The following is a 25,590-nucleotide window of genomic DNA, read 5'->3' as shown; positions in this document are numbered from 1 at the left end:
AAATTAATTTTTATACATATAAATTTTATATATAATATATGATTTATATATATACATAGATTAGTTTAATTTTTACTTACCATTTTTATTTATATTTTATTTATTAATCAAATTTATTTGTTCATATGATTATACCTAAGTTCATCTACTTTATTAATAAATTTGTAGTACTAGTTTCTATACATCATTAATAAATTTATACTACTAATTTATATCTTAACCAACCATAATCTTGCCTTCTGCATATCTAACTGGTTGACTCTTTCTTCTACCTCCAGAAAGTATCGCCATAAATAAAGTAAGAGAACCAACTCTACCCATAAACATAAAGATTATAATTATTATCTTTCCTAAAGCATTTAGGTTTGGACTTCCAGCTAAACTTGAACCAACTGTAGCAAGTGCTGATGTAACCTCAAATGCAGATTGAACTAGTGTAAAATTAGGCTGAGTTATTGAAATAATCAAAGTTCCAAAAATAACTGCTGATATACTAATTACAAATATACCTAGCGATTTTTTTATAGTTGCTGGAGCTAATCTTCTTTCAAAAGCTTCTATATCTGATTTTCCTGATATAAAGCTTCTAACAGTAATTATTAAAACAGCCAGTGTCGTAGTTTTTATACCTCCACCAGTAGATGCAGGTGATGCTCCAATAAACATCAAAATTATCATTATAAATATACTACTTTCTTGTAAAGTAGCTAAATCAAGTGTATTAAAACCAGCGGTTCTTGCCGTTACTGATTGAAATATTGCTGACAATACTTTTCCTTTTAAAGGCAAGTCCGCCATAGTAGCTTTTTGATTAAATTCTATAAGAAAAATAAATAATGCACCGACTATAATAAGTGTCGCAGTTGAAAATAAGACAACTTTAGAATGCACATTTAATTTTGATAATCTTCTTTTTCTTACAATATCAAGTACAACTGGGAATCCTAGCCCTCCAAGCACTATAAGTGAAGAAATAGTCATTGATACTGTAAAGTTATTTACATAAGAATTTAGCGATGTAAATGGTCCGCTTACACTTCCCATCAAATCAAATCCGGCATTACAAAACGCTGATATTGCGTGAAATACACTATACCATATACCTCTAGATAAACCAAATTGCGGAATAAAGACAGTTGACAAAATCAATGCTCCTATTCCTTCTATTGTTATAGTTATTATTAATACAAATCTTGTAAGTTTTACAAGACCCGACAAATCAGCTTGATTTAACGATTCTTGTATTAATAACCTTTCTCTTAATTGTATTTTTTTTCGTGCCATAAGTGAAAACATTGTGGCTACGGTCATAAATCCAAGTCCACCAATTTGTATCAATGTTATTATAACTATCTGTCCAAATAAACTCCAATAAGTTGCTGTATCTACCATAACTAGACCAGTGACACAAACCGCTGAGGTAGCCGTAAATAGAGCATTCAATAACCCTATACTTTCTCTACTCTGTGACGCTATCGGGAGTGTCAACAACAATGCTCCAATTACAATAATAGCAGCAAACCCAGATACCATTATTTGAGTAGGTCGCATTCCATCTGCGTAGAGAATAAGTCTTCTAACTATTGTTTTCAACTTTCTTTATACCTCCTTAACATAAAATCACTACTGTTAAGACCCTTAATTTGTTTATTTTTAGAGCTTTCCTCTAAATTATTATTCTATTATAGTATAAATATTGTATAAAGACAATGATATGAATTTTTATAATTTCCGTTTAGAATATTGCAAATTTTTATATATATCTTTTAATTTAAATTATACCAAAAACATCTATATTTTTTACATGTAAGAGGTCTAAAACTATCATAGCTTTTACTTTTTTGTACTTAAAATTTATTTATCATTTTATCAGTGTAAATTTCATATACTTTTTTGAAGTTAAATTTTTTATATTATCTATAATCTTGTATATATTTTTATGTTAAATTTTCTTAACATGCATTTTTTATATTTAATATAGTAAAATAATTAATAACTATATCCATGATTGGAGGATTTTTATGGTTAAATCCAAGAAAAAAATACTTGTTTCCCTAATTTTAATTGCAGTTTTTATTATATTTGCATCATACATAAGAAATTATACTAATAACTCAAAAAAAGATTCAGTTAGAGGAACTATTCCCTTTGAAAAAATGGAATATAAGCGTCCAGATATAAAATCAATTTGCGAAAATATTAACACATATAACGACAAACTTTTAACATCTAAAACTGCTAAAGAACAATTAAATTTATTTAACGATGTTGATAAGATTTATCAGGATTTTTACAGTACACTTACTATAGCAAAAATCAGAAATAATATAGACTCATCAGATGAATTTTACTCTAAAGAATATAAATATCTTATGAGTAAATCAGTAGATGTTGACATGGCGTACAAAGATTTTCAAGATATATTTGTAACTTCTAAGTTTTCTAAAGAACTAGAAAAAGAACTTGGGAAAGATACGTTCAATTATCTAAAAAATATTGGAAAACTTAATTCTAAAGAAGTTGAAAGTCTGCTTAAAAAAGAACAAGACCTAGTTGTAAAATATGAAGACTTGCTATCTAAGTCAACAGTACCAATAGATGGTATAGAGACAGATTTTGAAGAAGCCTTATCAACACCAAACCTTAACCCAGAAGAATATGTAAAGATTTATTCAGATTACTTAAAAAAATACAACCCTATATTTGGCAATATTTATTTAGAACTTATCCAGACAAGAACTGAAATAGCAAGTAAACTAGGATTTAAAAATTATATAGATTATGCTTACATGAACTTAAATAAAGACTACTCTCAGGAAGAAGCGAAAAATTTCAGAAAAGATGTAAAAGAGTACATAGTTCCATTATATAGAGAGATTTCATCAAGACCTTCTGATCCTTCTATCTACACTAAAGTATATAAAAATCGTTCATTTAGGAAATTTGACAAGATACTTGAAGATATATCACCAAAATTAAAAGATGGTTTCAGCTATATGAAAAAATATGACTTGTATGATTATTCTTCTGGAAAGAATAAATCTCCTGGAGGATACACTACTTATATAACTAAGTATAAAGCACCTTTTTTATTTAATACATGGGACAATTCTTTTTTAGGTGTCACTAGTTTTGCTCATGAGTTTGGTCATTTTTATAATTACTACAACAGTATTAACCTTAATAACAAGATACAGCCAAGTATAGATATATGCGAAGTTCATTCAACATCTTTAGAAATTTTATTTTACAAGTATTTTGATGATTTTTTTGGTGAAAAATCTGAGGCTATAAAAAAAGAACACTTATCAATTGTTCTAAACACTATTATTGATGCTTGCCTTTATGATGAATTTCAAGAGATTATATACAAAAACCCATACATGAGCTTAAATGATATAAATAAGTTATTTTTTGACTTAGAAGAAGAATATGGAGTATCCAACAATGTACTTAAAGAAAGGAATGCTCCTTTTTGGATACTTGTATCTCACAACTTCCAAGTTCCATTTTACTACCTGAGCTATGGTCTTGCATCTGATATATCACTTCAGATATGGCAATTGTCACAAGATGATTATAGAAAAGCAGTTGATGTGTACATGGATTTTTTAAATCAAAATACAGATGCTGGATTTAAAGATGTAGTAGAAAAGGTAAATTTACAATTACCATTCCAAAATGGAAATTTAGAAGAAATAAGTTCTGCTTTATATGATTATTTTGGCATAGATAATCCACTTGAACTAAAAAATGCGTCTTAATCTATGGTACTAAATTTACAACACTAAATATAATACTAATTTTGATACTCATTAATACTAACTACACAATTACTATTTAATAATTAATACTAACCACATAATTACTGTTTAATAAAATACGCTAATAAAGCATCAGAAATTCTAAAAGCTCTAGTCTTTAGAATTTCTGACGTTTTATCTATTAATAATGATTGATTGTATTATTTATTTTTAATGATACTATTATTTTTTTGCATACATAATTAAAAGAACTATTGAAATCACTAAAAATACACCTGTAAAATTGTCCTTAGTTTTAAAATGATAATTTATTAGACCAACCCCGACATTTGCACGCTCAACAATTTGTCAAACTGTAACCTTCTCAATATCATCTACCTCATCCAAAATATTCAATGTAACTTCAATTATGCGTTCTCTTGCATCTTTATCATTACTTTTGATAACAGCCTCCAGCATATACCTCCAATACATGTATCATTTTTAATTCTGAACATGTTCAGTATAGTATTTTTTAAGATATGTCAACATGATTTTAGTTGACTCTAACATTATGACATGGTTTATATTAATAGTAAGACAAAAACACCTTTATAAAAGGAGGCTTAGACATGTTTAAGATAGGAGACTTCTCAAAACTAAGTAAAATTAGTATTCGTATGCTACGTCATTATGATGAAATTGGACTTTTGACACCAAGTCATACAAATAAAGCTAATGGATATAGATACTATAGTGCAGACCAGCTTTCAACTGCAAATAGAATCCACGCACTAAAAGATATGGGTTTTAGCTTGTATTCTATAAAAGAAATTTTAACAGAATACAACGATAAAAAAAGCCTAATAAAATATCTAAATATCCATCACTCACAAGTGAAAGAACAATTAGAAGATATACAGAAAAAGATACTTAAAATAGAAACTACTATTAAAAGAATTGAAGGAAATGATAGTATGAACAGTTATGATGTAACTATAAAGAACTTTTCACCAAAATATATGATGACACTTAGAAAAATAATATCAACTTACAAAGATGAAGGACTCTTATGGCATCAATCATTCTCAGAGACAAAAGAGCAAAATATTCAAATTGAATCTCCTAATCATTCTAGAGCTGTCTTTTATGATACAGGATATCAGGAAGATTATGTCGATGTTGAAGTACAAGTTGCTGTATCTGGAAAGTATAAAGACACTGAGCATGTTAGATTTAAGACTGTACCAAGCGTGACTGCGGCAACTGCCATAGTCAAAGGAAACTTCAATCAACTTATAGATACTTCCGAGGCTATTGGTAATTGGATATCAGACAATAATTATGAGATGGATGGCTCTATGTTTAATATTTATCATATAGGACCTGGTAATGATAATAATCCTGATAATTGGGTAACAGAGGTATGCTTTCCAGTTAAAAAAATATAACTTTAGCTTATATAATTGGACAATATTTTAAAAAGTAAGGTACAAACAATCGCTTTGTACTCTACTCTTTTTTAAGCTAAATAGAGCTAGATAATCTTTTAATTTTAACAAAAATATATAATTAACAAAAAACAAGCTTCTTATTCCTTGATATGCTGTTGTTTTAACCAAACCTTCATCACCATCTTTTGTGGCAATAGTTTTGCTAGTAAATGGCTGGACTTTGTATTGATACCATATACAGAAATATCTTTATTTTTCTTTGTATCCTTCAAAGCTTTTACAGCAACAACATCTGGTGTTACTATACCTGAGAATTTTTTTGTCCCTTTTTTAGCTTTAACTATCCCTCTTTCAAATAGATTGGTACTCATCCACCCTGGACATACAGCAATTGCATTTATTCCTTTATCTTTAAGTTCAACATTCAATGCCCTTGTATAATTTCTTACAAATGCTTTAGTTGAACTATAAATGTTTTGATATGGTAATGGTTGAAATGATGTTTGAGAAGAAACATTTATGATATGACTACCCTTTTTCATATATGGGATACATATAAGACCCATTGCCACAACAGCTGTAATGTTTAAATCAATCATATTAACAGATTCATCTATGCTCAAATCATTGTATGAACAGAATTTTGCAAAACCTGCATTATTTACAAGGTATTTTATGCATATGTCTTCTTTATTTAAAAATGTACCAATTTTTTTCACTTCTTCTAGTTTAGATAAATCTTTTGAAAAAATTTTTACCTTACTTCCAAATTCATCTATTAATTGATTTAATCGCTCTTTGTTTCTTGCAATTGCCCATATTTCTGTTATTTCCTCTTCATTCACTAATAATTTAAGAAACTCTTTGCCAAAACCACTATTCGCACCAGTTACAATTGCGATGTTCTTATGACTCATAATTTGTCTCCTTTGTCATTAAGTTTATATGTTTAGACTTATATTTTGCAAATTAAACTTACTCTATTCAAGAATGATATTCATATGTATTTTAGTAAAGAAATGAATCCCACTATAAGGATTCATTTCTTTATGCTATTTACAACATATTTTAAGAAGTGTATTTATAATAATATACAGTTTCTTTTCCAATAAGCTCAGAGCCAATGTTCACCCATTTTTCTCTGTAGGTAGATTTTATCTGAGAAATGTCTGAATCTGTTGATTTAACAACAAGACCAGAAGCAGGTTTAAAAGGGCTTAATTCTTTATTTTCACTTTTGAAGTATAATTTGTTTCTATATAGTCTTAATATATTTTCATCCTTTTCCCATTTTAAGTTAATACCATTAACATTATATATTCAGATAAGTCAACAAATATATAACGATACTCTTAGTAGATAAAATGAATGAATGTATTTATATACTATTCTCAATGAAAACTTGACAACTCTTGTTATCATAGTCATACTTTACATATAAGTATGAAAAGTATGACTATGACAAAAAATATGATAGGAGAAATAAGTATGGAAATGAAAAAAGGGCAACATATATTTGGAACTGTAAAAGTTGGAGAAAAAGGGCAAATAGTTATTCCAAAGGAAGCAAGACAGATTTTTGATATTAAATCAGGAGATACACTTTTGGTACTTGGCGACGAAGAACAAGGAATAGCTATTGTAAAAGCTGATGTGATGAAAGAATTAGCTGTCAAAATTTTAAAAGGGGTTGGTGGATTAAGTGGTGCAATAGATGATGAAAAATAGTTTACTGATATTCTTACCAATTGCTTTATTACTTGATTTAGCTATTCCATTCATTATAGCACCAACCTATAAGGGATATAATCATTTAACACAGGTTATGAGTGTCTTAGGAAATAATAAAGCACCATTACATACTGTTTATAATATATGGTTGGTTGTTTGTGGTATTACCCTTTTGGTAAGTAATTTTAAAATTTATATGATTGTTTCAAAATCTTCAAGTATAATTGCGATAGTATTATTTATTGTGATAATTACATATGCTGTTGGTGGTTGTATTCTTTCTGGTTTATTTTCTGTTGGAGAAGTAAAAAGCCTCAATACTATTTCAGAAAAGATACACGGCTTTGGTTCTGTTATTGGATTTGTGACCTTGACTATTGCCCCACTTTTGATAGGTATTTATGCCTTTAAAAGTGAAAGAATGGGATTTGCTATTTTTTCGATTTGTTGTTTTATTTTCGCAGTCATATTCTTTACACTATTTATTATGGCAGATAAACAGAGTTATAAAAATACGATTGTATCTTTGGAGGGATTGTGGCAAAGATTATCACTATTATGTATGTATCTGCCACTAGGCTATCTTGCATTGATTCGATAGTTAATATTATGTAAAAATTAGGATAGTAAGTATATTACGTCTAATTATAAGAAACTATCAAAAAATTTTTAACACACAATCAAAAACGTATTGTAATTCTTTAAATACTATTTTCGAGTAACTTCGAGCCAAATGGCTCGAAGTTATTTTTATTTATTTTTTTCTAAATCCACTAACCATGTGAGATATAGTGAAGCTTATTTCATTATTAATTTCTACTTCTTCATTTGATGAATAATTTAAGGCTAATTCATTTAATGCCCCAGAAATACAATATGTCATTAATTTTGTATCAACATCTCTTTCTAAATAGCCTTGTTCATTTAAGTCATCAATATGTTCTTGTAAAACATTCATTGAATTTTCTTGGTCAGCTTTTCTCCACGCATCCCAACCAACTACTACTGGAGCATCTACCAGCAATATCCTCCTACATTCTTTTGCATTGGCACCTTTTATAAAGCCCAGACATCCCAATATTAATTGTTGCCAAGGGTCATCGCTTTTCAGTGCTTCTCTCTCTATTTGTTTAGCAATATCTTTTTGCACATTATCTAGCACAGCAAGAAAAAGCCCTTTTTTATTCTTGAAATGGTGGTATATAGCTCCTCTTGTTACATTACTTTCTTCTGCAATTTTTTCTAGTGATACATCAAAATATCCAAGTTTTGTAAAATGCTTTCTTGATATTTTCAACAAAGCAGATGTTGTCTTTTGTGTAGCTTCTTCATTTTTCATGATAATGTCTCTCCCACTTTATAGTTATCTCGAAATTTTTCGCTGACATGTATTGATTCAATAATATCAATCATCACACCTTTAGGGTCTTGCACTATACTAAAAACTCCTCTCTATTTTTGATTCCTCATACCATGCTTGATAATCCATTCTTGCATGTCACTTGAAGATGATTTTCGCCACTGCTCAATAATGTATTCTGCCTTCTCTGGTGATTCCTTATACAAGTCATTTAAATTATTACCAACGCTCTTTTGAACAAATCTTTCTGGGTCATCTTTAAGGTTAGTAAGAATTTCTACATATCGTTCAAACTCTTCTAATGCTACAAGCAATTTTTCTGACCATGGCAAACGAATCCTAACTCCTTCACTTGCCAGCCTACGCACATGCACATTATCATCATGTGTCCATACAATCAACTCGTCCATCACTTCTCTTGGATGTTCTTTTAGCAAGGAGCGAATGGCATACTCACCTGTAAACCGTTTTGTCAATTCTTTCAAAAATGATAAAGATATTTTCCAATTTTCATTTCCATAACGTTCGACATATCTGCCAATAGGCCACAACCACCAGCCAAAGCTAAACATTCCTTCTGGTTTAGTTAACTCTGGCCCTAGCATGCTGTAAAAAGCATTAATACTATTTGAGTAATCAATCCCCATATTTTTTTGCATTGAGTCTACTATACAATCAAATCGCGCAAATAATTCCTTGTCATCAAGTTGACCGATTAAGTCACCAGAAAAGTCTTTTGAGTTAAAACTTGGCACTACAGAGGATAGTTTTTCAGAAATTTCTAAAATATAATGGTCATCATAGTGTTCTTTATGCTTCATAATGTTTTACTCCCATAAAGTTTATTTTTATAGTAACATACGTACAGCATGTATGTCAATTAGCTTTTATTCATCTTTATACTCAAAATGGGAAGCAATATATTGGTGTCATAAAGTGCTGTTTTTTCTTTCTTGGAAGCCTATTATTTTTCTCTTGTAGCTCTTTTTTAACTTTCCATAGTATTTTAATATTATTAAATGTGTAATTGAGATGAAAACTCTCTTCTAATGTTTATTCAAATACTTCATATCAAGCCTTCCATATTAGTTTTATGCTAATTTTTTTAATTTCCTAAATTCCTTAAACATCATGAACAAGCATAATATACCCACAAAACCATCAACCAGTGCAATAGCAAGCCACACTCCAGCTTCTCCTAAATTTGCTATCATAGGAAATAAAATAACAGCAGGAATGAATAAAATTATTTGTCTTAACATCACAAGCATACTCGCTTTACTAGCTGTACCTAAAGACTGAAATAATGTAACAATCATGATGAAAACTGCTAATGCACTGTATGTGGAGAACATAAGTCTAAAGTTGCTAACACCTTGTGCAACAATATCATTATCTGTAATAAATAAAGAAAGGATTTTCTCAGGAATAATTTGTATTGGTAAGAAGAAGCATAATGATAATACAATTGCACTAAGTACAAATACTTTTGTTAATTTAATTGTTCTACTATAATTTTTAGCACCATAATTTGTACCTGCAACTGGTTGGAAACCTTGACTCATCCCCCATAATGGAACAAATGCAAAATTTTGTACACGCAGTGCAGCTCCTAATAAAATATATGTGCTTTCTCCACCGTATCGTGAGCCTATATTAAATATAACTGTTTGTTGCACTAATGTCATTACTTGCATTAACATAGCAGAAATACCAACAGAACAGATTTCAGGAATAATATCCCATTCTAGTTTCAATCTTTTTATTTTTATACCTTCACTTTTTCTTGTAAAGTACAACATGCTGATACAGAACTGTACAATTTGAGACACTAAAGTAGCATAGGCAGCACCTTGAATTCCCATTCCATATTGATTAAAATAAGTAATGAAAATAGGGTCTAAAATGATATTCAAAATTGAACCACTTGCAATTATTACCATTGCTTTTTTCAATAACCCTTGTCCACGCATAACCATATTAGAACTTTGAGTGAAATTGATAAACAATGAACCAGCAAAAATGATTTTCAAATAACTTTCAGCCTGAGTAAGCATCTCTCCCTCTACACGGCTAAATTGCAATAATTGACGTGTAAAACACATACCTATAATAGTTATAATGATTGATAAAATTGTAATCATCATAACAAGATTTCCCATTATCTTATTTAATATCGCTTTATCTTTCTTACCAATTGCTCTTGATAATATAGAAGCCGAACCCACTCCTACAAGTGTAGAGACACCTCCATTGATTAATGTAAGTGGGTAAGAAACACTTACAGCTCCCATTGCAGTTGAACTCACTAGCTGTCCAACAAATATAGCATCCATCATATTGTACAAAGCAACTACCACCATACCAATAATGCCAGGAATACTTAGTGAAAACATTAATTTTAATGGACTTTCTGTAAGTAGTCGTGTACGTGTGTCATTTTTTTCATTCATAAATATATCCTCCTTTTTATTTTAGTCCAGTTCCAATAGAACCTTTCTTCTATACTCCAAAGGACTCATTCCATAGACTTCTTTGAATGTTATTGCAAATTTACTTTGACTTTCATAGCTGACTGCAAGTGCTACGACGGAAATTGAACTACTTGTATCTTTTAGTAATTCTGTAGCCTTTTTCATTCTGTAATTTTTCATGTATTTCACAATTGTCATTCCATAAACTTCCTTAAAGTACACTTTTAAGGTTGTTAGACTAATAAAATACTTTTTAGATAATTCATCAATAGTATATCGCTCTGCATAATTTTTCGTTATATAATCTTGTATCTGTTTAATGGTTTTTACATGATATTTATAATAATTTTCTTTTTTCTCATCAGGTGGTTTATTTAAAACACTCATAGACAAAAGTAGTTCTATAACCTTTATTTTCAAATGTGCTTCTTTAATATCATCAAGAATTTTGTATAATTCATAAAATATATGTCCTATCTGTTCTGTAGCTCTCATAACAAAACATCCATCATCCATACAAAATTTATCCTTGATGCTATAAATATCTACAGAATCATTTTCTAATATTTCAGGAAAATTTTTACTCAAAGTATCTAAGTATAAATTTACAGATATTCCCTCATAATATTCTAGTGGAAAATTCATAGCTGCTACAGGATTATCCAACATGTTAATTCCCAAATCTCCTTCACCTAAATATAAATAAGTTCCATCTTTAAGTTCACATTCAACTCTACCTTTAAGACAATAGCTTATTTCTAATACATTGTTTTTATCTTGACTATCCAAATTAAAATTGGATACATTGTAATTGTTATATATAAGTTCGATACCTGGAAAGACTTTATAAATCACCGTTTCATTCATACTACTTGAATATCTATTTTTATCCATTTCCTCATCTCTTTCTTACATATTGTATTATACTTTTTTAGCTTAACCATAACTATTATATAGAGTATGTTCATAGAAATTAATTACACACCTACATTAAATATGCCTAAAAAAGGCATCAATTTTTTACTGTAAAAGAGAGCAAGACATATCATAAGGATACGCCCTGCTAATTACTTCGTCATCATGTTGATAAGTAATATAATTTCCTTGTTTTTGTCTTCTTTATCAGAAGTTCATACAACATCTTTTACATAATGTTCACAAGCCATTCATTCAATATTAGTTTTAATTTTTAAAGTTATTAACTCTCAATGCTCTCATTGAATTAAGTATTGCAATGAAAGAAACACCAACATCAGCAAATACAGCTTCCATCATTTCAGCCATCCCAAAAGCACCTAGAATTAATACAATTGCTTTAATTCCTAAAGCAAAGATAATATTCTGTTTCACAATTTTTAGTGTTCTCTTTGAGATATAGATTGCAGAATTGATTTTTGTGATTTTATCATCCATAATGACAATATCTGCTGCTTCAATAGCAGCATCTGAACCTAATCCCCCCATAGCGATACCTATATCAGCACGAGTAAGCACTGGTGCATCATTTATTCCATCTCCTACAAATGCAAGAGAAGTATTATCTACTTTATTGTTTAAAAGATGTTCAACTTGTTTTACCTTGTCTGCTGGTAACAACTGAGAATAAACAGTATCAATACCTAATTTATTGGCAACAGATTCAGCAACAGCCTTATTGTCACCAGTCAGCATAACAGTTTGACTTACCTTATTAATTTCTTTTAAATCGTGAATAGCTTGCTTTGCTTCTTCTTTGATTTCATCTGCAATAAGGATATAACCAATATATTTTCCATTAAGAGCAACATGAACAACAGTGCCAACAGGTTTTGAAACTGGTATTTTAATTTTAGCTTTCCTCATAAGTTTTTCATTACCAGCATACACTTCTGCACCATCAAATTTAATAAATACTCCATTACCTGAAATTTCCAAAGCATCACTAATTCTTGTTGATACAATTTCTTTTCCATATGCTTTCTTTAGAGATTCAGCAATTGGATGATTTGAGTAACTTTCAGCATATGCGGCTATTTCAAGTAGGGTAGCTTTTTCAACATCCACAGAAACTATCTCTGTCACTTCAAATGAACCCTTTGTCAACGTGCCAGTCTTATCAAATACTATTGTTCCAGTCTTTGATAAAGTTTCAAGATAATTGCTACCCTTAATCAAAATACCATGCTTAGATGCTCCACCTATCCCACCAAAAAATCCTAGTGGTACAGAAATAACCAATGCGCAAGGGCATGAAATTACTAAGAATGAACAAGCCCTATGAATATAATCTGCAAATTCTGCACCCTCAATAAATAAAGGTGGTAAGAATGCAAGACACACAGCCGCAACAACAACGATAGGTGTATAGTATCTAGCAAATTTAGTAATGAAATTTTCAGTCTTTGCTTTTTTACTACTTGCATTTTCTACAAGTTGTAGTATTTTTGACACTGTTGATTCACCAAATTCTTTTGTTACTTTTATGGTAATTAATCCTGTTTTATTTATACAACCACTTAATATTTCAGTTCCTATCTCTACTTCTCTAGGAACTGATTCTCCTGTCAAAGCAGATGTATCAACTAAGCTATTTCCTTTTACTATGATTCCATCAAGTGGTATTTTTTCACCTGGCTTAATTACAATCAATTCTCCTAAAGAAACATCCTCTGGGTCTACTTTAACTAAAGAACCATTTTTTTCAACATTTGCATAATCAGGACGAATATTCATTAATTCTGTAATTGATTCTCTTGAACGACCAACCGCATATTGTTGAAACCATTCTCCAATTTGATATAGCCACATTACCATAAAAGCTTCTGGATAGTCTTTGGTTACAAATGCTCCAATTGTTGCTAATACCATTAAGAAATTTTCATCGAATACTTGACCATGCCCTATATTGGTAACAGCTTTCTTTATAATATCGCCACCAACAATTAAATAAGCTACCAAGAATAATACAAACTGAATTGTATTATTCATTGGCATAGTAATAGCACCTAAGAAAACGATGAAACTTATGAATATTCGGCAACGTAAATTCTTTAACTTCTTACTCATATGTTTCCTCCCAATAGCTGATTACTTGATTACAATTTCGCAATCAGGTTCAACTTTTTTACACACTTTAATGATTTTCTGTAGAATCTCATCAAAACTTGCATCTTCTGCATCGAGTGTCATTTTTTGTGTCATAAAACTAAAATTCACAGAATTAACACCCTCAATCTTTGAAGCAGCATTTTCCATTTTAGCTGCACAGTTAGCACAGTCTAAATCAATTAAATCAAATTTCTTCTTCATCAGAAACTCCTCCTTTCAAAATCAAATAGTTGTTCAACCATTCAACTATTAATTAAATTATAGTTGAACATGTATTCAATCGTCAAGTCCCGATTAGACATTTTAAATGTTCTTGAAGACAGCCTATTTATTTGACAATTGAACAAGTAATCAATTATAATTACAACTATGGAGGTACATGCTATGGAAAGAAAATGTGATTGTGAAGCCATACACACCGATTTAGTAGAAAAAACATCAAAAAAAATGCCAAAATTGAATTTACTATATGATTTATCTGATTTTTTTAAAATTATGGGAGATGGAACAAGAATTCAATTATTGTGGGCACTTTTAGAAAATGAAATGTGTGTAGGAGATCTTGCGTCTCTCTTAAATATGACAAAATCAGCGGTTTCTCATCAGTTAAAAACACTTAAAACTGCTAAATTAATTAAATCAAGAAAATCAGGTAAACTTGTTTTTTATTCATTAGATGATAGCCACATCAAAGGAATACTTGAGGTATCCTTAGAACATATATGTGAAAAAGAATAATGTTCAATAAAACAGACTTAAAATACTTAAGTATTAGAATATTTTTATAAAAGTCATCTATTTTCAAAGAAAGTAGATGGCTTTTACTTATATTATGTGGCAATTTTCATCTTTATTTAAAATCATATAGAATTGTTATATTTAAAATAAATAAAACTATTAAAAAATAAACAAAAAAATAGCCACTTCAAGTGGCATAAGTTTTCCGAATATAAGTCATAAGCACATATATATATCTATAGTAAGTAATGACTACATAATTATTCAAAGACAATTCTATTCTTTCCATTATTTTTAGCTATATAAAGTTTCTTATCAGCTCCATTTACTAGCTTATCAATAGTCATATCTCTGGTATACTCTTCTAATCCACCACTTACTGTAATCTTATTTACTAGTTCTATCAATCTTTTATCACTATAAACTCTAACACGAATACGTTCAGCAACTTCAATAGCTCTATCTTTTGTAAAATTAGGCATTGCAATAATAAACTCTTCTCCTCCATACCTTGAAGCAATTCCGTCTTTTCCAATTTCTTCAGTTAAAATTTGACCAAATCTAATCAATACCTTATTTCCACAAAGATGACCATATTTATCATTTACTTTTTTAAAATCATCTATATCAAATAATACAATGGATAAAATCCTATCTTCTACTGGTTTTTCTAATATACTAGTTATATATTGTATCAAATACCTTCTATTATATAAATTCGTCAAATCATCTACAATTGCTTGTCTTTTAAGTTTCTCATTTAATTTATATACTTTATCACGTTCATAAGAATATTCTTGCAAGACTATTATCATTATTACACTTAAAAACAATGAAACAATAATAAAACTACTTATTGTGTCTGATATACGAGACTCCCCTATAGATATAATTAGGTTAGGATAATTAAATGCTAGAAATATAGATACTCCATACACAATTATAGATATAAACAGCATAACTATTCTCTTATATCCATCAAGTGTCAATGATATTACACATATCCCCAATAAGAAATAAAGTATCATCCCACTATTTACTCCCCCACTTATAAAAAAGAGTGTCGGAAATAAAAATAGATTAAGCCCTATATTAATTACTACACGTCCTACATTAACATATCTTGTTTTAAAAGAATAGATTGCCAATATTGACATTATACAAAAACAAAAAAAACTACCCCATACTGATATACTAGGAAGACTACTAAAAAGAGCTGCAACAAAAGCTAAAAATGAACAAATAACACCAGCAAAACAAAAAAGATAAAAAAGCCTTTCTTGTAAGTTTAATTCTTTATTGAAATACTTATACATATATTTTTTAATATACTGTTGTATAGATGCCAAATATTTAATCTCCTCCTTTATTAAGATATTTTCACTTAATTATATTTATAATATTATATCATAAAACAAGTAGGTTTAAATAATGACTTATATATCCAATATATAACAGTACTCTTATTTAATAAGTGTATATAGTAAAAATATATAAGAAAACATTAAAAATAAAACTTCTAAAAAATAATAGACAATTACATACATAAAATAATAAAACAAAGCACACATATTATGACTTAAGGTGCCTTGCTTTATCTATATATTTTATGAAAATTTATACACCATAATCCTATTCCAACTCAAATGCCCCTGTATAAAGACTATAATAAACACCTTTTTGATTTATCAAATCATCATGTGTGCCTCTTTCTATTATACGTCCCTGTTCAAGAACTATAATCGCATCTGAATTCCTAACAGTAGACAATCTATGTGCTATTACAAAGACAGTTCTACCTTTCATAAGATTATCCATACCTTGCTGTACCAGTGCTTCTGTACGTGTATCAATAGAAGATGTTGCTTCATCAAGAATCATTACTGGTGGATTTGCAACTGCTGCACGAGCAATAGAGATTAGTTGTCGTTGACCTTGTGAAAGACTAGCTCCATTTTGCGTCAATATAGTCTGATACCCGTTTGGTAGTCTAGTAATAAAATCATGTGCATTTGATAATTTAGATGCCTCAATACACTCCTTATCTGTAGCATCCATTTTACCATATCTTATATTATCCATAATTGTCCCTGTGAATAGATTTACATCTTGTAAAACAACACCCAATGAATGGCGTAAATCTGTCTTTTTAATTTTATTGATGTTAATACCATCATATCTAATTTTTCCATCTGCTAAATCATAAAAACGGTTAATCAAATTTGTGATGGTAGTTTTTCCAGCTCCAGTTGCACCAACAAATGCTATTTTTTCTCCTGCTGTTGCTTCTAGAACTATGTTTTTTAGTACTAATTTCTTTTCTGTATATCCAAAATCAACATCAGAAAACTGAATATCACCTTTTAAAGGAGTATACGTTATTGTACCATCATGATGAGGATGTTTCCATGCCCACATACCTGTATTATCAGTCGTTTCTATTACTTCACCATTATTAAATCTAGCATGTACTAATGTAACATATCCATTATCTTGTTCAGGTTCTTCATCAATTAATTCAAATATACGTTCTGCTCCTGCAAATGCCATAGCCATCATACTAATCTGTTGTGCAATCTGTGAGACAGGCATACAAAATGTTTTTGACAAGTTTAAGAAAGCCACAATCATTCCAACTGTAATAGAGCCTACACCATGCAATGCCATAAGACCTCCAAAAAGAGCAATTAACACGTATTGCAGATTCCCAAGTTGCATAATAACTGGCATAAGTATATTACCGTATTTATTTGCTTGCGTAGAATCTAAACATAAATCTTTATTCTTTCTATCAAATTGTTGTTTTGCATCTTCTTCATGACAGAATACTTTAATAACTTTTTGACCATTTATCATTTCTTCAATATAACCTGTAATATTTCCTAATGTCTCCTGTTGCTTTATAAAATATTTTGCACTTGCACCACCTATTTTTTTAGTAGTTATACTCATGATGACTGTAACTATTAAAACTAAAATTGTCAAAGGTACGTTACTTATAAACATAGAAATCAATATAACGACTACTGTAATAATAGCTGAAATAAATTGTGGCAATGCCTGTGAAATAAACTGACGCAACGTGTCTGTATCATTCGTATAATGACTCATAACATCTCCATGTGTATGAGTGTCAAAATAACTAATAGGAAGCTTTTGCATATGTACAAACATATCATCTCTGATTTCTTTCAAAGTTCCTTGAGAAATCTTTACCATAATTCTATTATAGAGAAATGTTGCGACAACACCTAAGATATAAATACATGCCATTAAAATAATAGTATATAATAACCCACTAAATGATGGATTATCCTCAAGTAAAAGTGGAGTGATATAATCGTCAATTAATGTTTGTAAAAACAAAGAACTTATAACAATCGTACAAGAACTAAAAAGGATACATACAACAACTGTACTAAATAAAACTTTATGTCTTCCTACAATATAAGATAACAGTCGTTTGCATACACTGAATACTTTTGTTTCCATCACTTATCATCTCCCTTCGTTTGTGAATCATAGATTTCCCTATAGATTACATTCGTTTTTAGCAGTTCCTCATGTGTTCCATACCCATTGATTTTACCGCCTTCCATGACAATAATATAATCAGCATCTTCTACTGAAGAAATACGTTGTGCAATAATAATTTTTGTAGTCTCTGGTATTTCCTCACTAAATGATTTTCTAATCATTGAATCAGTCTTTGTATCGACTGCACTTGTAGAATCATCAAGTATTAAAATTTTTGGTTTTTTTAACAAAGCTCTTGCAATGCACAGTCTTTGCTTTTGACCACCAGAAACATTTGTCCCTCCCTGTTCAATATACGTGTCATATTTATCTGGAAATGTTTCAATAAAAGGATTTGCCTGTGCCAATTTACAAGCATGTATCATTTCTTCTTCACTAGCATATTTATTTCCCCAAAGTAAATTTTCTTTAATTGTCCCAGAAAACAACTCATTTTTTTGAAGAACCATTGCTACTTCATTACGAAGCGTAAATAAATCATAATCTTTTACATTTACACCTCCTATTGTAATTTTCCCCTCTGTAACATCATAAAGACGTGGTATTAATTGAACCAACGAACTTTTCCCACTTCCAGTTCCACCTATAATCCCTAATGTTGAACCAGCTTCTATATGAAATGAAATATTTTTTAGGCACTCTTTTTCTTTATCATCTACGTAACTAAACGATACATTATCAAAACTTATTTCTCCATTTTCCATATGATATACAGGATTATCACCATTTTTCAAGGAACTTTCTTCATCTACTATTTCTATAATTCGTTCAGAAGAAGCTCTTGCCATATTAATCATAACCATAACCATAGATAACATCATAAGACAATTAAGAATATTCATGGCATATGCAATTAAGCTCGAAAGTTCCCCTGTAGTCATTGTAGTTGCGTTGCTTGAAACTATCATCTTTGAACCAAACCAGCAAAGTAGTAGTGTGCAACAATATACTGAAAACTGCATTAATGGCATATTATATGCAACAATTCCTTCAGCTTTTCCAAACGTCTTGTATATTTTTTCTGAGATATTTTTAAACTTCTTGATTTCAAATTTTTCTCTTACAAAAGATTTAACTACTCGTATACCTGTGAGATTCTCTTGCACAACTCCATTTAAATCATCATAAGTATTAAACACTCTTTCAAAATATGGATGGGAACGGTTTACAATGAAATACAAACCAACGCCAAGAATTGGGATTGCAATTAAAAATATAGATGATAAACTCGCATTAACCATAAATACAGCAACCAATGAAAATACAAGCATAAGTGGAGCACGAACAGCCACACGAATAATCATCATATAAGCATTTTGGACATTTGTAACATCAGTAGTTAATCTTGTTACAATACTGGAAGTTGAAAATTTATCAATATTAGCAAAGGAATAGTCCTGTATTTTATAATACATATCCTTCCTTAAATTTTGTGCAAATCCAGCAGATGCAGTAGCACAAAAGCTTCCAGACAGGATTCCAAAAAATAACCCTAAAAATACACAAACAATTAAAATCGTTCCAAATCGTACTAGGGTCTGTGTATTGTTTCCACTGATTCCCACATCAATCATTTCTGCCATAATCAGAGGAATCAAAATTTCCATTAAGACTTCCAATATAACAAATACTGATGTTAGTATAGAAGCCTTTTTATACTCTTTAATAGAACAAGCTAATTTTTTAATCATACTCTATCTCCTTTTCTAACTAATTTTTAAGATGTTGACTTATTCTAAGTTTTATCAGACAGCTTCAATTATCTATAATTTTCTTACTTAAATTTTATTTATTTTGTTGTAGAAATGGTTATACTTAGATGTCTGATATTTAAAATTTTATCATTATCTGTTTTGAATGAGAATTTCAAAAAACGCAATAATATTAGATAAAATCTAATGTTATATTGAAATTATAATATCTTCCAGTTATACTTTTAATATGGAAGGAAGGTGCTCTATGAATACTCAACAATTAAAATGTTTCGTATGTGTTGCTGACAGGCTAAATTTCACAAAAGCTGCAGAAGAACTTTTTTTATCTACTCCTACAGTCACCCACCATATCAAAAATCTAGAAGAAGAATTAGGAGCGAAATTATTTATACGAAACTCAAAGATGGTTAGATTGACGGAAATGGGAAATATTTTTTACAACGATGCCAAAGATATACTCAACAAAATAGAGATGTCACAAAAAAGGATAGCAAAAGCTACTTCTCAGAACACTTCTTTTTTACGTATTGGATGTTCTAGTCATGCTGAACTCAATAAATTAAAAGGTATCTTGTCAGACTTACGAATCGTCTTTCCACAGGTATACCCTTTAATCTTTATGGAAGATTATTTTAAACTTAAAAATTTATTCAATAATAAACATTTAGACATTATGCTTTCGACAAGAGAAATGATTAGAGATATGAAAGAATGTTCTTTTAAAAAATTAAAAGATGCTAAAAATTATGCTATTATGTCCTCACAATCCATACTTGCTGAGAAAGATAGTGTATCTTTTGATGATTTAAAGACAAATTGCTTAATTATATTGAATCCTAAATTTATACCATTTCAACATGGGAATGTATTGCAGGAAAAAATATCATTACATTCTCAAAGCCACTTTAATATTGTATGTGAAAACGACCAAGCAAGTATCCTACTTGCAAATTGTGGATATGGTATAACAATATTACCTGAGCATTGCATACCAGCGGAAAGTGATGGCTTTATTATTCGCCCAATCACTGAACAAGCTCTCATTGAATACGGTATTGCATATCAAAAAAATGTAAAGGAAAAATATATTCGATTCTTTATAGATAATTTTACTTGTCTGTAAATAAAAGAGAAGAACCTCAGATATAAAGGTTCTTCTTTTGTGTTTTAATATACAATTCTTTAATCTTTTAACTATATCTAGGCCTATTTTTGTCTAAATTAAATTTTATTGACTTACTTCATTTTTATTGACTTACTGTACTTATTGATGACATTCCATTTACCATTTTCTTTTCTTAATTCAAGGCTTATTTTAGAATAACACTCTTCTCCAGATTGTGTTACTATAACCTTATCCCCAAACTCATTCTTATAACTATGTTCTTCAATTTTATTTTTCGTATGACCTACCACAATAGCATCTATTCCATCTACTGACATAGCAAGTTTTTTTATTTCATTGCTTGGATTTTTTAGGGCCATATTATTATCTGAATGAACAACTGCAACGATTACGTCTGGATTTTCCTTTTGCATAACCCTTATCCATTCTTCTGCATCTTTTACCAAATTGTTTGTATATAATTTTTCTGTTTCTTCATGAATCTTTAAATTCTTTGAATCTTTATTTGAACCTGAATCACTTGAATCTTTTTCATCCTTATCTACAGTAAGACCCAATACTCCAACCTTTATACTCCCCTCCCTAGTTTCCACTTTATGCATTATATATGGTTTTACATAATTTTCTCCAGACTCATTGTATATATTAGCCGACAAAACTGGTATCTTCATTTCCTCAAAATTTTCTATAATAGAATCCAATGTAGATTTTTTTTCTTTAAAATTCTTTTTATCTGATGTAAGCTCATGGCCACCAAGTACTACTGCATCATAACCAAGGTATACAATTGGCCATTCATTTATTTTTTTATGGATACCTTTCTTTGCATTGTACTGCCACTCTTTAGACCATTTAGTCATTTCTTTTGCGTTGGTATCCAGAAAATCTCCAGTATCAATAAATATAGGTTGAACATCTCTATCTCTTTCATTAAACAGGCTGACTGCCATTTCATCTGAAAAATTTTGATGCAGACCAGATGTTGTGATTATATTTACTTCCTTTCCAAATATTTTTAACTCACTGTACTTATCTTTTACAGACCACTTCTCATTTTTCTTATCTAACTTAAAATTAATTTTTGATACACTATTACCATGAGCTCCAGGTTGTGTTACTATTACTTCTTCACCAGACTTATTTTTATATGTATGCTGTTCTATTTTTTCATGTGTATGCCCTGCTACAATAGCATCTATACCATCTACAGTGGTTGCTAATTCTTTTATTCTATTTCCTGGGTTTTTAGGGTTTTTTGGTTCTTCACCTGAATGTACGATGGCAATTATTATGTCTGGCTTTTCCTTTTTCATAACCTTTACCCACTTCTTAGCATCTTCTACTAAATCATTTGCATATAGTTTTCCTTTATACTGTGCTTGTTCCCCAAGTTCTCTAGCTTTTTTATCTTCCTCAAAATTTTTAAATCTTGACCGTTCACCGACTTCCTTTATAGTTAGACCTAATATTCCAACCTTTACATTTCCCTTATCAGTCTTTACACTTTTCATTACATATGGCTCTACATAGTTTTCTCCAGATTGTTTATATACATTTGCTGACACCAATGGTATGTTATTATTTTTAAAATCAGAAACCAACCTATCAAGGCTTTGTTTATCATTAGAAACAAATTCATGATTTCCAAATGTAACTGCATCATATTTCAGCTTTGCCATTTCTTTAGCTAAAGGAACCTCCCCTTCACGTGGTTCAGCTATTTTTTTGTACTCTGGTATACCATCTTTAAATCTCACCAGTTTTTGTCCAGTAAACCACTTGTTCATTTCACCACTTTGCATATCAAAAAAATCTCCTGCATCTACCATAAGTAAATTCTCATCGTATTTTCTTTCTTCCTCAACATAGGAAACCAAATTATCTGGAATGATTGAATGTAAATCACTTGTAGCAAGTACATTGATTTCTGTATCTTTGGTACTTTGACACCCTACGATTAATACTATTAAAAATATTATTGATGCCATTATAATAAATTTTATTTTCATAAAAGCCTCCCCCTTAGATTTTTGGATGATAATAAAATTTAATATCATGCTTTATCTTTACTATATAAGTTTGTACTATTTATTATACTAAAAGAACTATACGTAAATTCCTTTTTAATTAAATCTACATATAGTTCTCAATATTTTTTATTAGTAAAACAAAACTTACTCTAGTACACTCAGATTATCAATTAAGATTTATCCTAGTATACTCACAATATATTTACCACATTGAAATACTCTTATCTATTCATCTTATCTATACTGCTAATATTAGATATTTTGCTGTATCTATAAATTTTATAAAATTATTCGACTGCAACTGTTTTACTAAATTTATCATTGATAACCCATGAACCTTTTTCTTTATTTACTTTAAAAGTAATTTTAGAATAATATTTACCATGTTCTCCTGGTTGTGTCACTATAACTTTATCTCCAGCTTTATTTTTATAGTTATGTTCATCTATTTTTTCATGAGTATGACTAGCTACAATTGCATCAATTCCATCTACTGTAGTTGCTAGTTCCTTTATTCTATTGCCTGGATGCTTTGGATTTTTAGGTTCTTCTCCTGAGTGTACTACTGCAACTATTATATCTGGCTTTTCTTTTTTCATCACTTTTACCCACTTTTTTGCATCTTCCACTAAATCATTTGCGTACAATTTATCTTTGTATTGAAATTGCTCTTGTAAATTTACATTTTTAAGACCTTTACCCACTTCTTTTATAGTAAGACCCAATATTCCTACTTTTACATTTCCCTCATTCGTCTCTACATCTTTTATGAGATATGGCTTAACATAATTTTCACCAGATTGCCTATATATATTTGCTGATAATACAGAAATTGAATCCTGTTCAAAATCCTCTATAACCTCATCTAAAAGACGCTCATCTGACCAAAACTCATCTTTTTCAGATACAAACTCATGATTTCCAAGTACTACTGCATCATACATACCCTGATTCATAGATTTAACCATTGGACATCTACTAATCTTTTTGCCTGTATTCTTATCTCTTATATTTTTCCACTCTTTATACCACTGAGTCATTACCTCTGTTTGAGGATCTAAAAAGTCACCTGCATCTACTACTACAGGTTCAATCGGATTACTTCGTTCATTAATAAGGTCAACAGTTAATTTGTCAGAGAAATGTGAATGTAAATCTGCAGTAGCAACTATACTTACTTCTTTATCAATTACTTTTAATTTACTATACTTTCCCTTTATTTCCCACTTATCATCTTTCTTATTTAATTTAAAATTAATCTGTGACACACTATCTGCATGTGACCCTGGTTGTGTCACTATTACTTCTTCGCCAGACTTATTTTTATATTTATGCTCATCTATTTTTTCATGAGTATGACCAGCTACAATTGCATCTATCCCGTCAACTGTAGTTGCTAATTCCTTTATTCTATTACCTGGATCCCTATTTGTTTTAGGTTCTTCCCCTGAATGGACAACTGCAACTATTATATCTGGACTTTCTTTTTGCATTACTTTTACCCATTTTTTTGCATCTTCTATTAAATCATTTGAATATAATTTTCCCTTGTACTCAGGTTGTTCTCCAAGTTCTCTTGCCTTTTTTTCTTTTTCAAAATCTTCAAGACCATGATTTTCCCCTACTTCTTTTATAGTAAGACCTAGTATTCCGACTTTTACATTTCCAGCATCTGTCTTAACATTTTTCATCACATATGGTTGTACATAATTTTCTCCAGATTGTTCATATATATTTGCCGATACCAATGGCATATTATTATTTTTAAAATCAGAAACTAGTTTATCAAGATTTTGCTTATCATTTGAAATAAATTCATTATCTCCAAATACTACAGCATCATATTTCAATGGTGACATATCTTTGACTATAGGTACCTCATCTTTACTTGTCTTAATTATATCTTCATATTTTGCCCTACCATTTCTTCTAATAACTAGCTTTTTTCCAAAAGTCCACTCCCACATTTCTTTACTTTGTGTACCAAAAAAATCTCCTGCATCTACCATGAGTAAATTTTCATTCTTTGCTCTTTCTTCTTTTACATATGAAACCAAAGAATCTGTCACAATTGAATGTAAGTCAGCTGTACCTAGTATTTTAATTTCTGCATCTGGTGTTTCCTCTTCTAAATTTTCAGTACTTTGACACGCCACAAGTAGTGATACTATTAAAAATATCATAGATGTCATTATAAAAAATTTTATTTTCATAAAATCCTCCCTCTTAAATCTTTAGATTATAATAAAATTTAACATCATACTTTATTTTAAACTATAGCAGTTTATATGATTATGAGCAACATTCATTTAGGCATCAGATTTTATATTCAAATATATACATTTTATCCCTTATATTATTTGTATTTAATCATATTTTAAGTTGTTATATTAAATAGAACGATTACGAGTCATGTTTTGGTATGCAGGTATATTTAGTGCATTTAAAGCTGTACAATAATGAATATGATTTAAGACGAGATATGGGAGAATCCTGATACTAAGCTCAGTTTCTACTATAGGTATGATAATATGGGCATTTCAATTAGTAAAATATTAAAGAACTGCATTGTACCACTTCACAACCTTATGTGAA

The 25,590-nt window shown here is 29.7% G+C and carries 19 protein-coding genes; 6 read left to right on the top strand and 13 right to left on the bottom strand.

The features are described from left to right. Nucleotides 1–216 precede the first annotated feature (216 nt). The gene (locus ACTG45_RS04000; protein WP_479918211.1) at nucleotides 217–1,593 is read right to left on the bottom strand and encodes a TrkH family potassium uptake protein; all 1,377 of its coding nucleotides are present in this window, start codon (nucleotides 1,591–1,593) and stop codon (nucleotides 217–219) included. A gap of 428 nt (nucleotides 1,594–2,021) precedes the next feature. Here ACTG45_RS04000 and ACTG45_RS03995 point away from each other — a divergent pair, with 428 nt between their 5' ends. Both ACTG45_RS03995 and ACTG45_RS03990 read left to right on the top strand, forming a co-directional pair. Further along, a complete protein-coding gene (locus tag ACTG45_RS03995; protein ID WP_479919885.1) occupies nucleotides 2,022–3,764 on the top strand; it encodes a gluzincin family metallopeptidase in 1,743 nt (580 codons plus the stop codon). A gap of 611 nt (nucleotides 3,765–4,375) precedes the next feature. Beyond that, a complete protein-coding gene (locus tag ACTG45_RS03990; protein WP_479919884.1) occupies nucleotides 4,376–5,194 on the top strand; it encodes a MerR family transcriptional regulator in 819 nt (272 codons plus the stop codon). 140 nt (nucleotides 5,195–5,334) lie between these two features. On the opposite strand, the gene ACTG45_RS03985 is transcribed toward ACTG45_RS03990, so the two are convergent. Further along, entirely contained in the window at nucleotides 5,335–6,114 is a 780-nt protein-coding gene (locus ACTG45_RS03985; protein ID WP_479919883.1) for an SDR family NAD(P)-dependent oxidoreductase, read from the bottom strand. A gap of 577 nt (nucleotides 6,115–6,691) precedes the next feature. On the opposite strand from ACTG45_RS03985, the gene ACTG45_RS03980 reads away from it, so the two are divergent. Continuing rightward, nucleotides 6,692–6,925 (top strand): AbrB/MazE/SpoVT family DNA-binding domain-containing protein, encoded by a 234-nt coding sequence (locus ACTG45_RS03980; protein ID WP_479920280.1) that lies wholly within the window; start codon nucleotides 6,692–6,694, stop codon nucleotides 6,923–6,925. Continuing rightward, a complete protein-coding gene (locus ACTG45_RS03975; protein WP_479919882.1) occupies nucleotides 6,912–7,529 on the top strand; it encodes a DUF998 domain-containing protein in 618 nt (205 codons plus the stop codon). The genes ACTG45_RS03980 and ACTG45_RS03975 overlap by 14 nt, the downstream gene beginning before the upstream one ends. Nucleotides 7,530–7,682: 153 nt before the next feature. Here the strand turns inward: ACTG45_RS03975 and ACTG45_RS03970 are convergent, their stop codons facing one another. The 6 genes from ACTG45_RS03970 to ACTG45_RS03945 all read right to left on the bottom strand — a co-directional run bounded on the left by ACTG45_RS03970 (nucleotide 7,683) and on the right by ACTG45_RS03945 (nucleotide 14,050). After that, nucleotides 7,683–8,267, bottom strand: a complete 585-nt coding sequence (locus ACTG45_RS03970) for a TetR/AcrR family transcriptional regulator (RefSeq protein WP_479919881.1) — start codon at nucleotides 8,265–8,267, stop codon at nucleotides 7,683–7,685. Between the two features lie 113 nt (nucleotides 8,268–8,380). Then, complete coding sequence (locus ACTG45_RS03965) at nucleotides 8,381–9,109, bottom strand: DNA alkylation repair protein (RefSeq protein ID WP_479919880.1); 729 nt, start codon at nucleotides 9,107–9,109, stop codon at nucleotides 8,381–8,383. 270 nt (nucleotides 9,110–9,379) lie between these two features. Then, nucleotides 9,380–10,741 carry an MATE family efflux transporter gene (locus ACTG45_RS03960; RefSeq protein ID WP_479919879.1) on the bottom strand — a complete coding sequence of 454 codons (1,362 nt, stop codon included), beginning with the start codon at nucleotides 10,739–10,741 and terminating at the stop codon, nucleotides 9,380–9,382. 21 nt (nucleotides 10,742–10,762) lie between these two features. Further along, entirely contained in the window at nucleotides 10,763–11,656 is an 894-nt protein-coding gene (locus ACTG45_RS03955) for a helix-turn-helix domain-containing protein (protein ID WP_479919878.1), read from the bottom strand. A 288-nt stretch (nucleotides 11,657–11,944) separates the two neighbouring features. Then, nucleotides 11,945–13,807: a heavy metal translocating P-type ATPase gene (locus tag ACTG45_RS03950; RefSeq protein ID WP_479919877.1), complete on the bottom strand. Its 1,863-nt coding sequence runs from the start codon at nucleotides 13,805–13,807 to the stop codon at nucleotides 11,945–11,947. 21 nt (nucleotides 13,808–13,828) lie between these two features. Beyond that, nucleotides 13,829–14,050, bottom strand: a complete 222-nt coding sequence (locus ACTG45_RS03945) for a cation transporter (protein WP_479919876.1) — start codon at nucleotides 14,048–14,050, stop codon at nucleotides 13,829–13,831. A 183-nt stretch (nucleotides 14,051–14,233) separates the two neighbouring features. Here ACTG45_RS03945 and ACTG45_RS03940 point away from each other — a divergent pair, with 183 nt between their 5' ends. Then, nucleotides 14,234–14,587 (top strand): ArsR/SmtB family transcription factor, encoded by a 354-nt coding sequence (locus tag ACTG45_RS03940; RefSeq protein ID WP_021383444.1) that lies wholly within the window; start codon nucleotides 14,234–14,236, stop codon nucleotides 14,585–14,587. A gap of 260 nt (nucleotides 14,588–14,847) precedes the next feature. On the opposite strand, the gene ACTG45_RS03935 is transcribed toward ACTG45_RS03940, so the two are convergent. The 3 genes from ACTG45_RS03935 to ACTG45_RS03925 all read right to left on the bottom strand — a co-directional run bounded on the left by ACTG45_RS03935 (nucleotide 14,848) and on the right by ACTG45_RS03925 (nucleotide 19,815). Further along, nucleotides 14,848–15,936 carry a GGDEF domain-containing protein gene (locus ACTG45_RS03935; RefSeq protein WP_021383495.1) on the bottom strand — a complete coding sequence of 363 codons (1,089 nt, stop codon included), beginning with the start codon at nucleotides 15,934–15,936 and terminating at the stop codon, nucleotides 14,848–14,850. Between the two features lie 283 nt (nucleotides 15,937–16,219). Next, nucleotides 16,220–18,079, bottom strand: coding sequence for an ABC transporter ATP-binding protein (locus ACTG45_RS03930; RefSeq protein WP_479919875.1), 1,860 nt, complete (start codon nucleotides 18,077–18,079; stop codon nucleotides 16,220–16,222). Further along, complete coding sequence (locus tag ACTG45_RS03925; protein WP_479918202.1) at nucleotides 18,079–19,815, bottom strand: ABC transporter ATP-binding protein; 1,737 nt, start codon at nucleotides 19,813–19,815, stop codon at nucleotides 18,079–18,081. The genes ACTG45_RS03930 and ACTG45_RS03925 overlap by 1 nt, the downstream gene beginning before the upstream one ends. Nucleotides 19,816–20,083: 268 nt before the next feature. On the opposite strand from ACTG45_RS03925, the gene ACTG45_RS03920 reads away from it, so the two are divergent. Beyond that, a complete protein-coding gene (locus ACTG45_RS03920) occupies nucleotides 20,084–20,962 on the top strand; it encodes a LysR family transcriptional regulator (RefSeq protein WP_479919874.1) in 879 nt (292 codons plus the stop codon). Between the two features lie 113 nt (nucleotides 20,963–21,075). Here ACTG45_RS03920 and ACTG45_RS03915 read toward each other — a convergent pair whose 3' ends face one another. Both ACTG45_RS03915 and ACTG45_RS03910 read right to left on the bottom strand, forming a co-directional pair. Next, nucleotides 21,076–22,974 carry a metallophosphoesterase gene (locus ACTG45_RS03915; protein ID WP_479919873.1) on the bottom strand — a complete coding sequence of 633 codons (1,899 nt, stop codon included), beginning with the start codon at nucleotides 22,972–22,974 and terminating at the stop codon, nucleotides 21,076–21,078. Nucleotides 22,975–23,282: 308 nt separating this feature from the next. Continuing rightward, nucleotides 23,283–25,208, bottom strand: coding sequence for a metallophosphoesterase (locus ACTG45_RS03910; protein ID WP_479919872.1), 1,926 nt, complete (start codon nucleotides 25,206–25,208; stop codon nucleotides 23,283–23,285). Between the last annotated feature and the right edge of the window lie 382 nt (nucleotides 25,209–25,590).

This window comes from Clostridioides sp. LIBA-7602, from assembly GCF_056688945.1.
The sequence above is the reverse complement of the archived record's forward strand: the minus strand, read 5'-3'. Positions and strand labels throughout refer to the sequence as shown.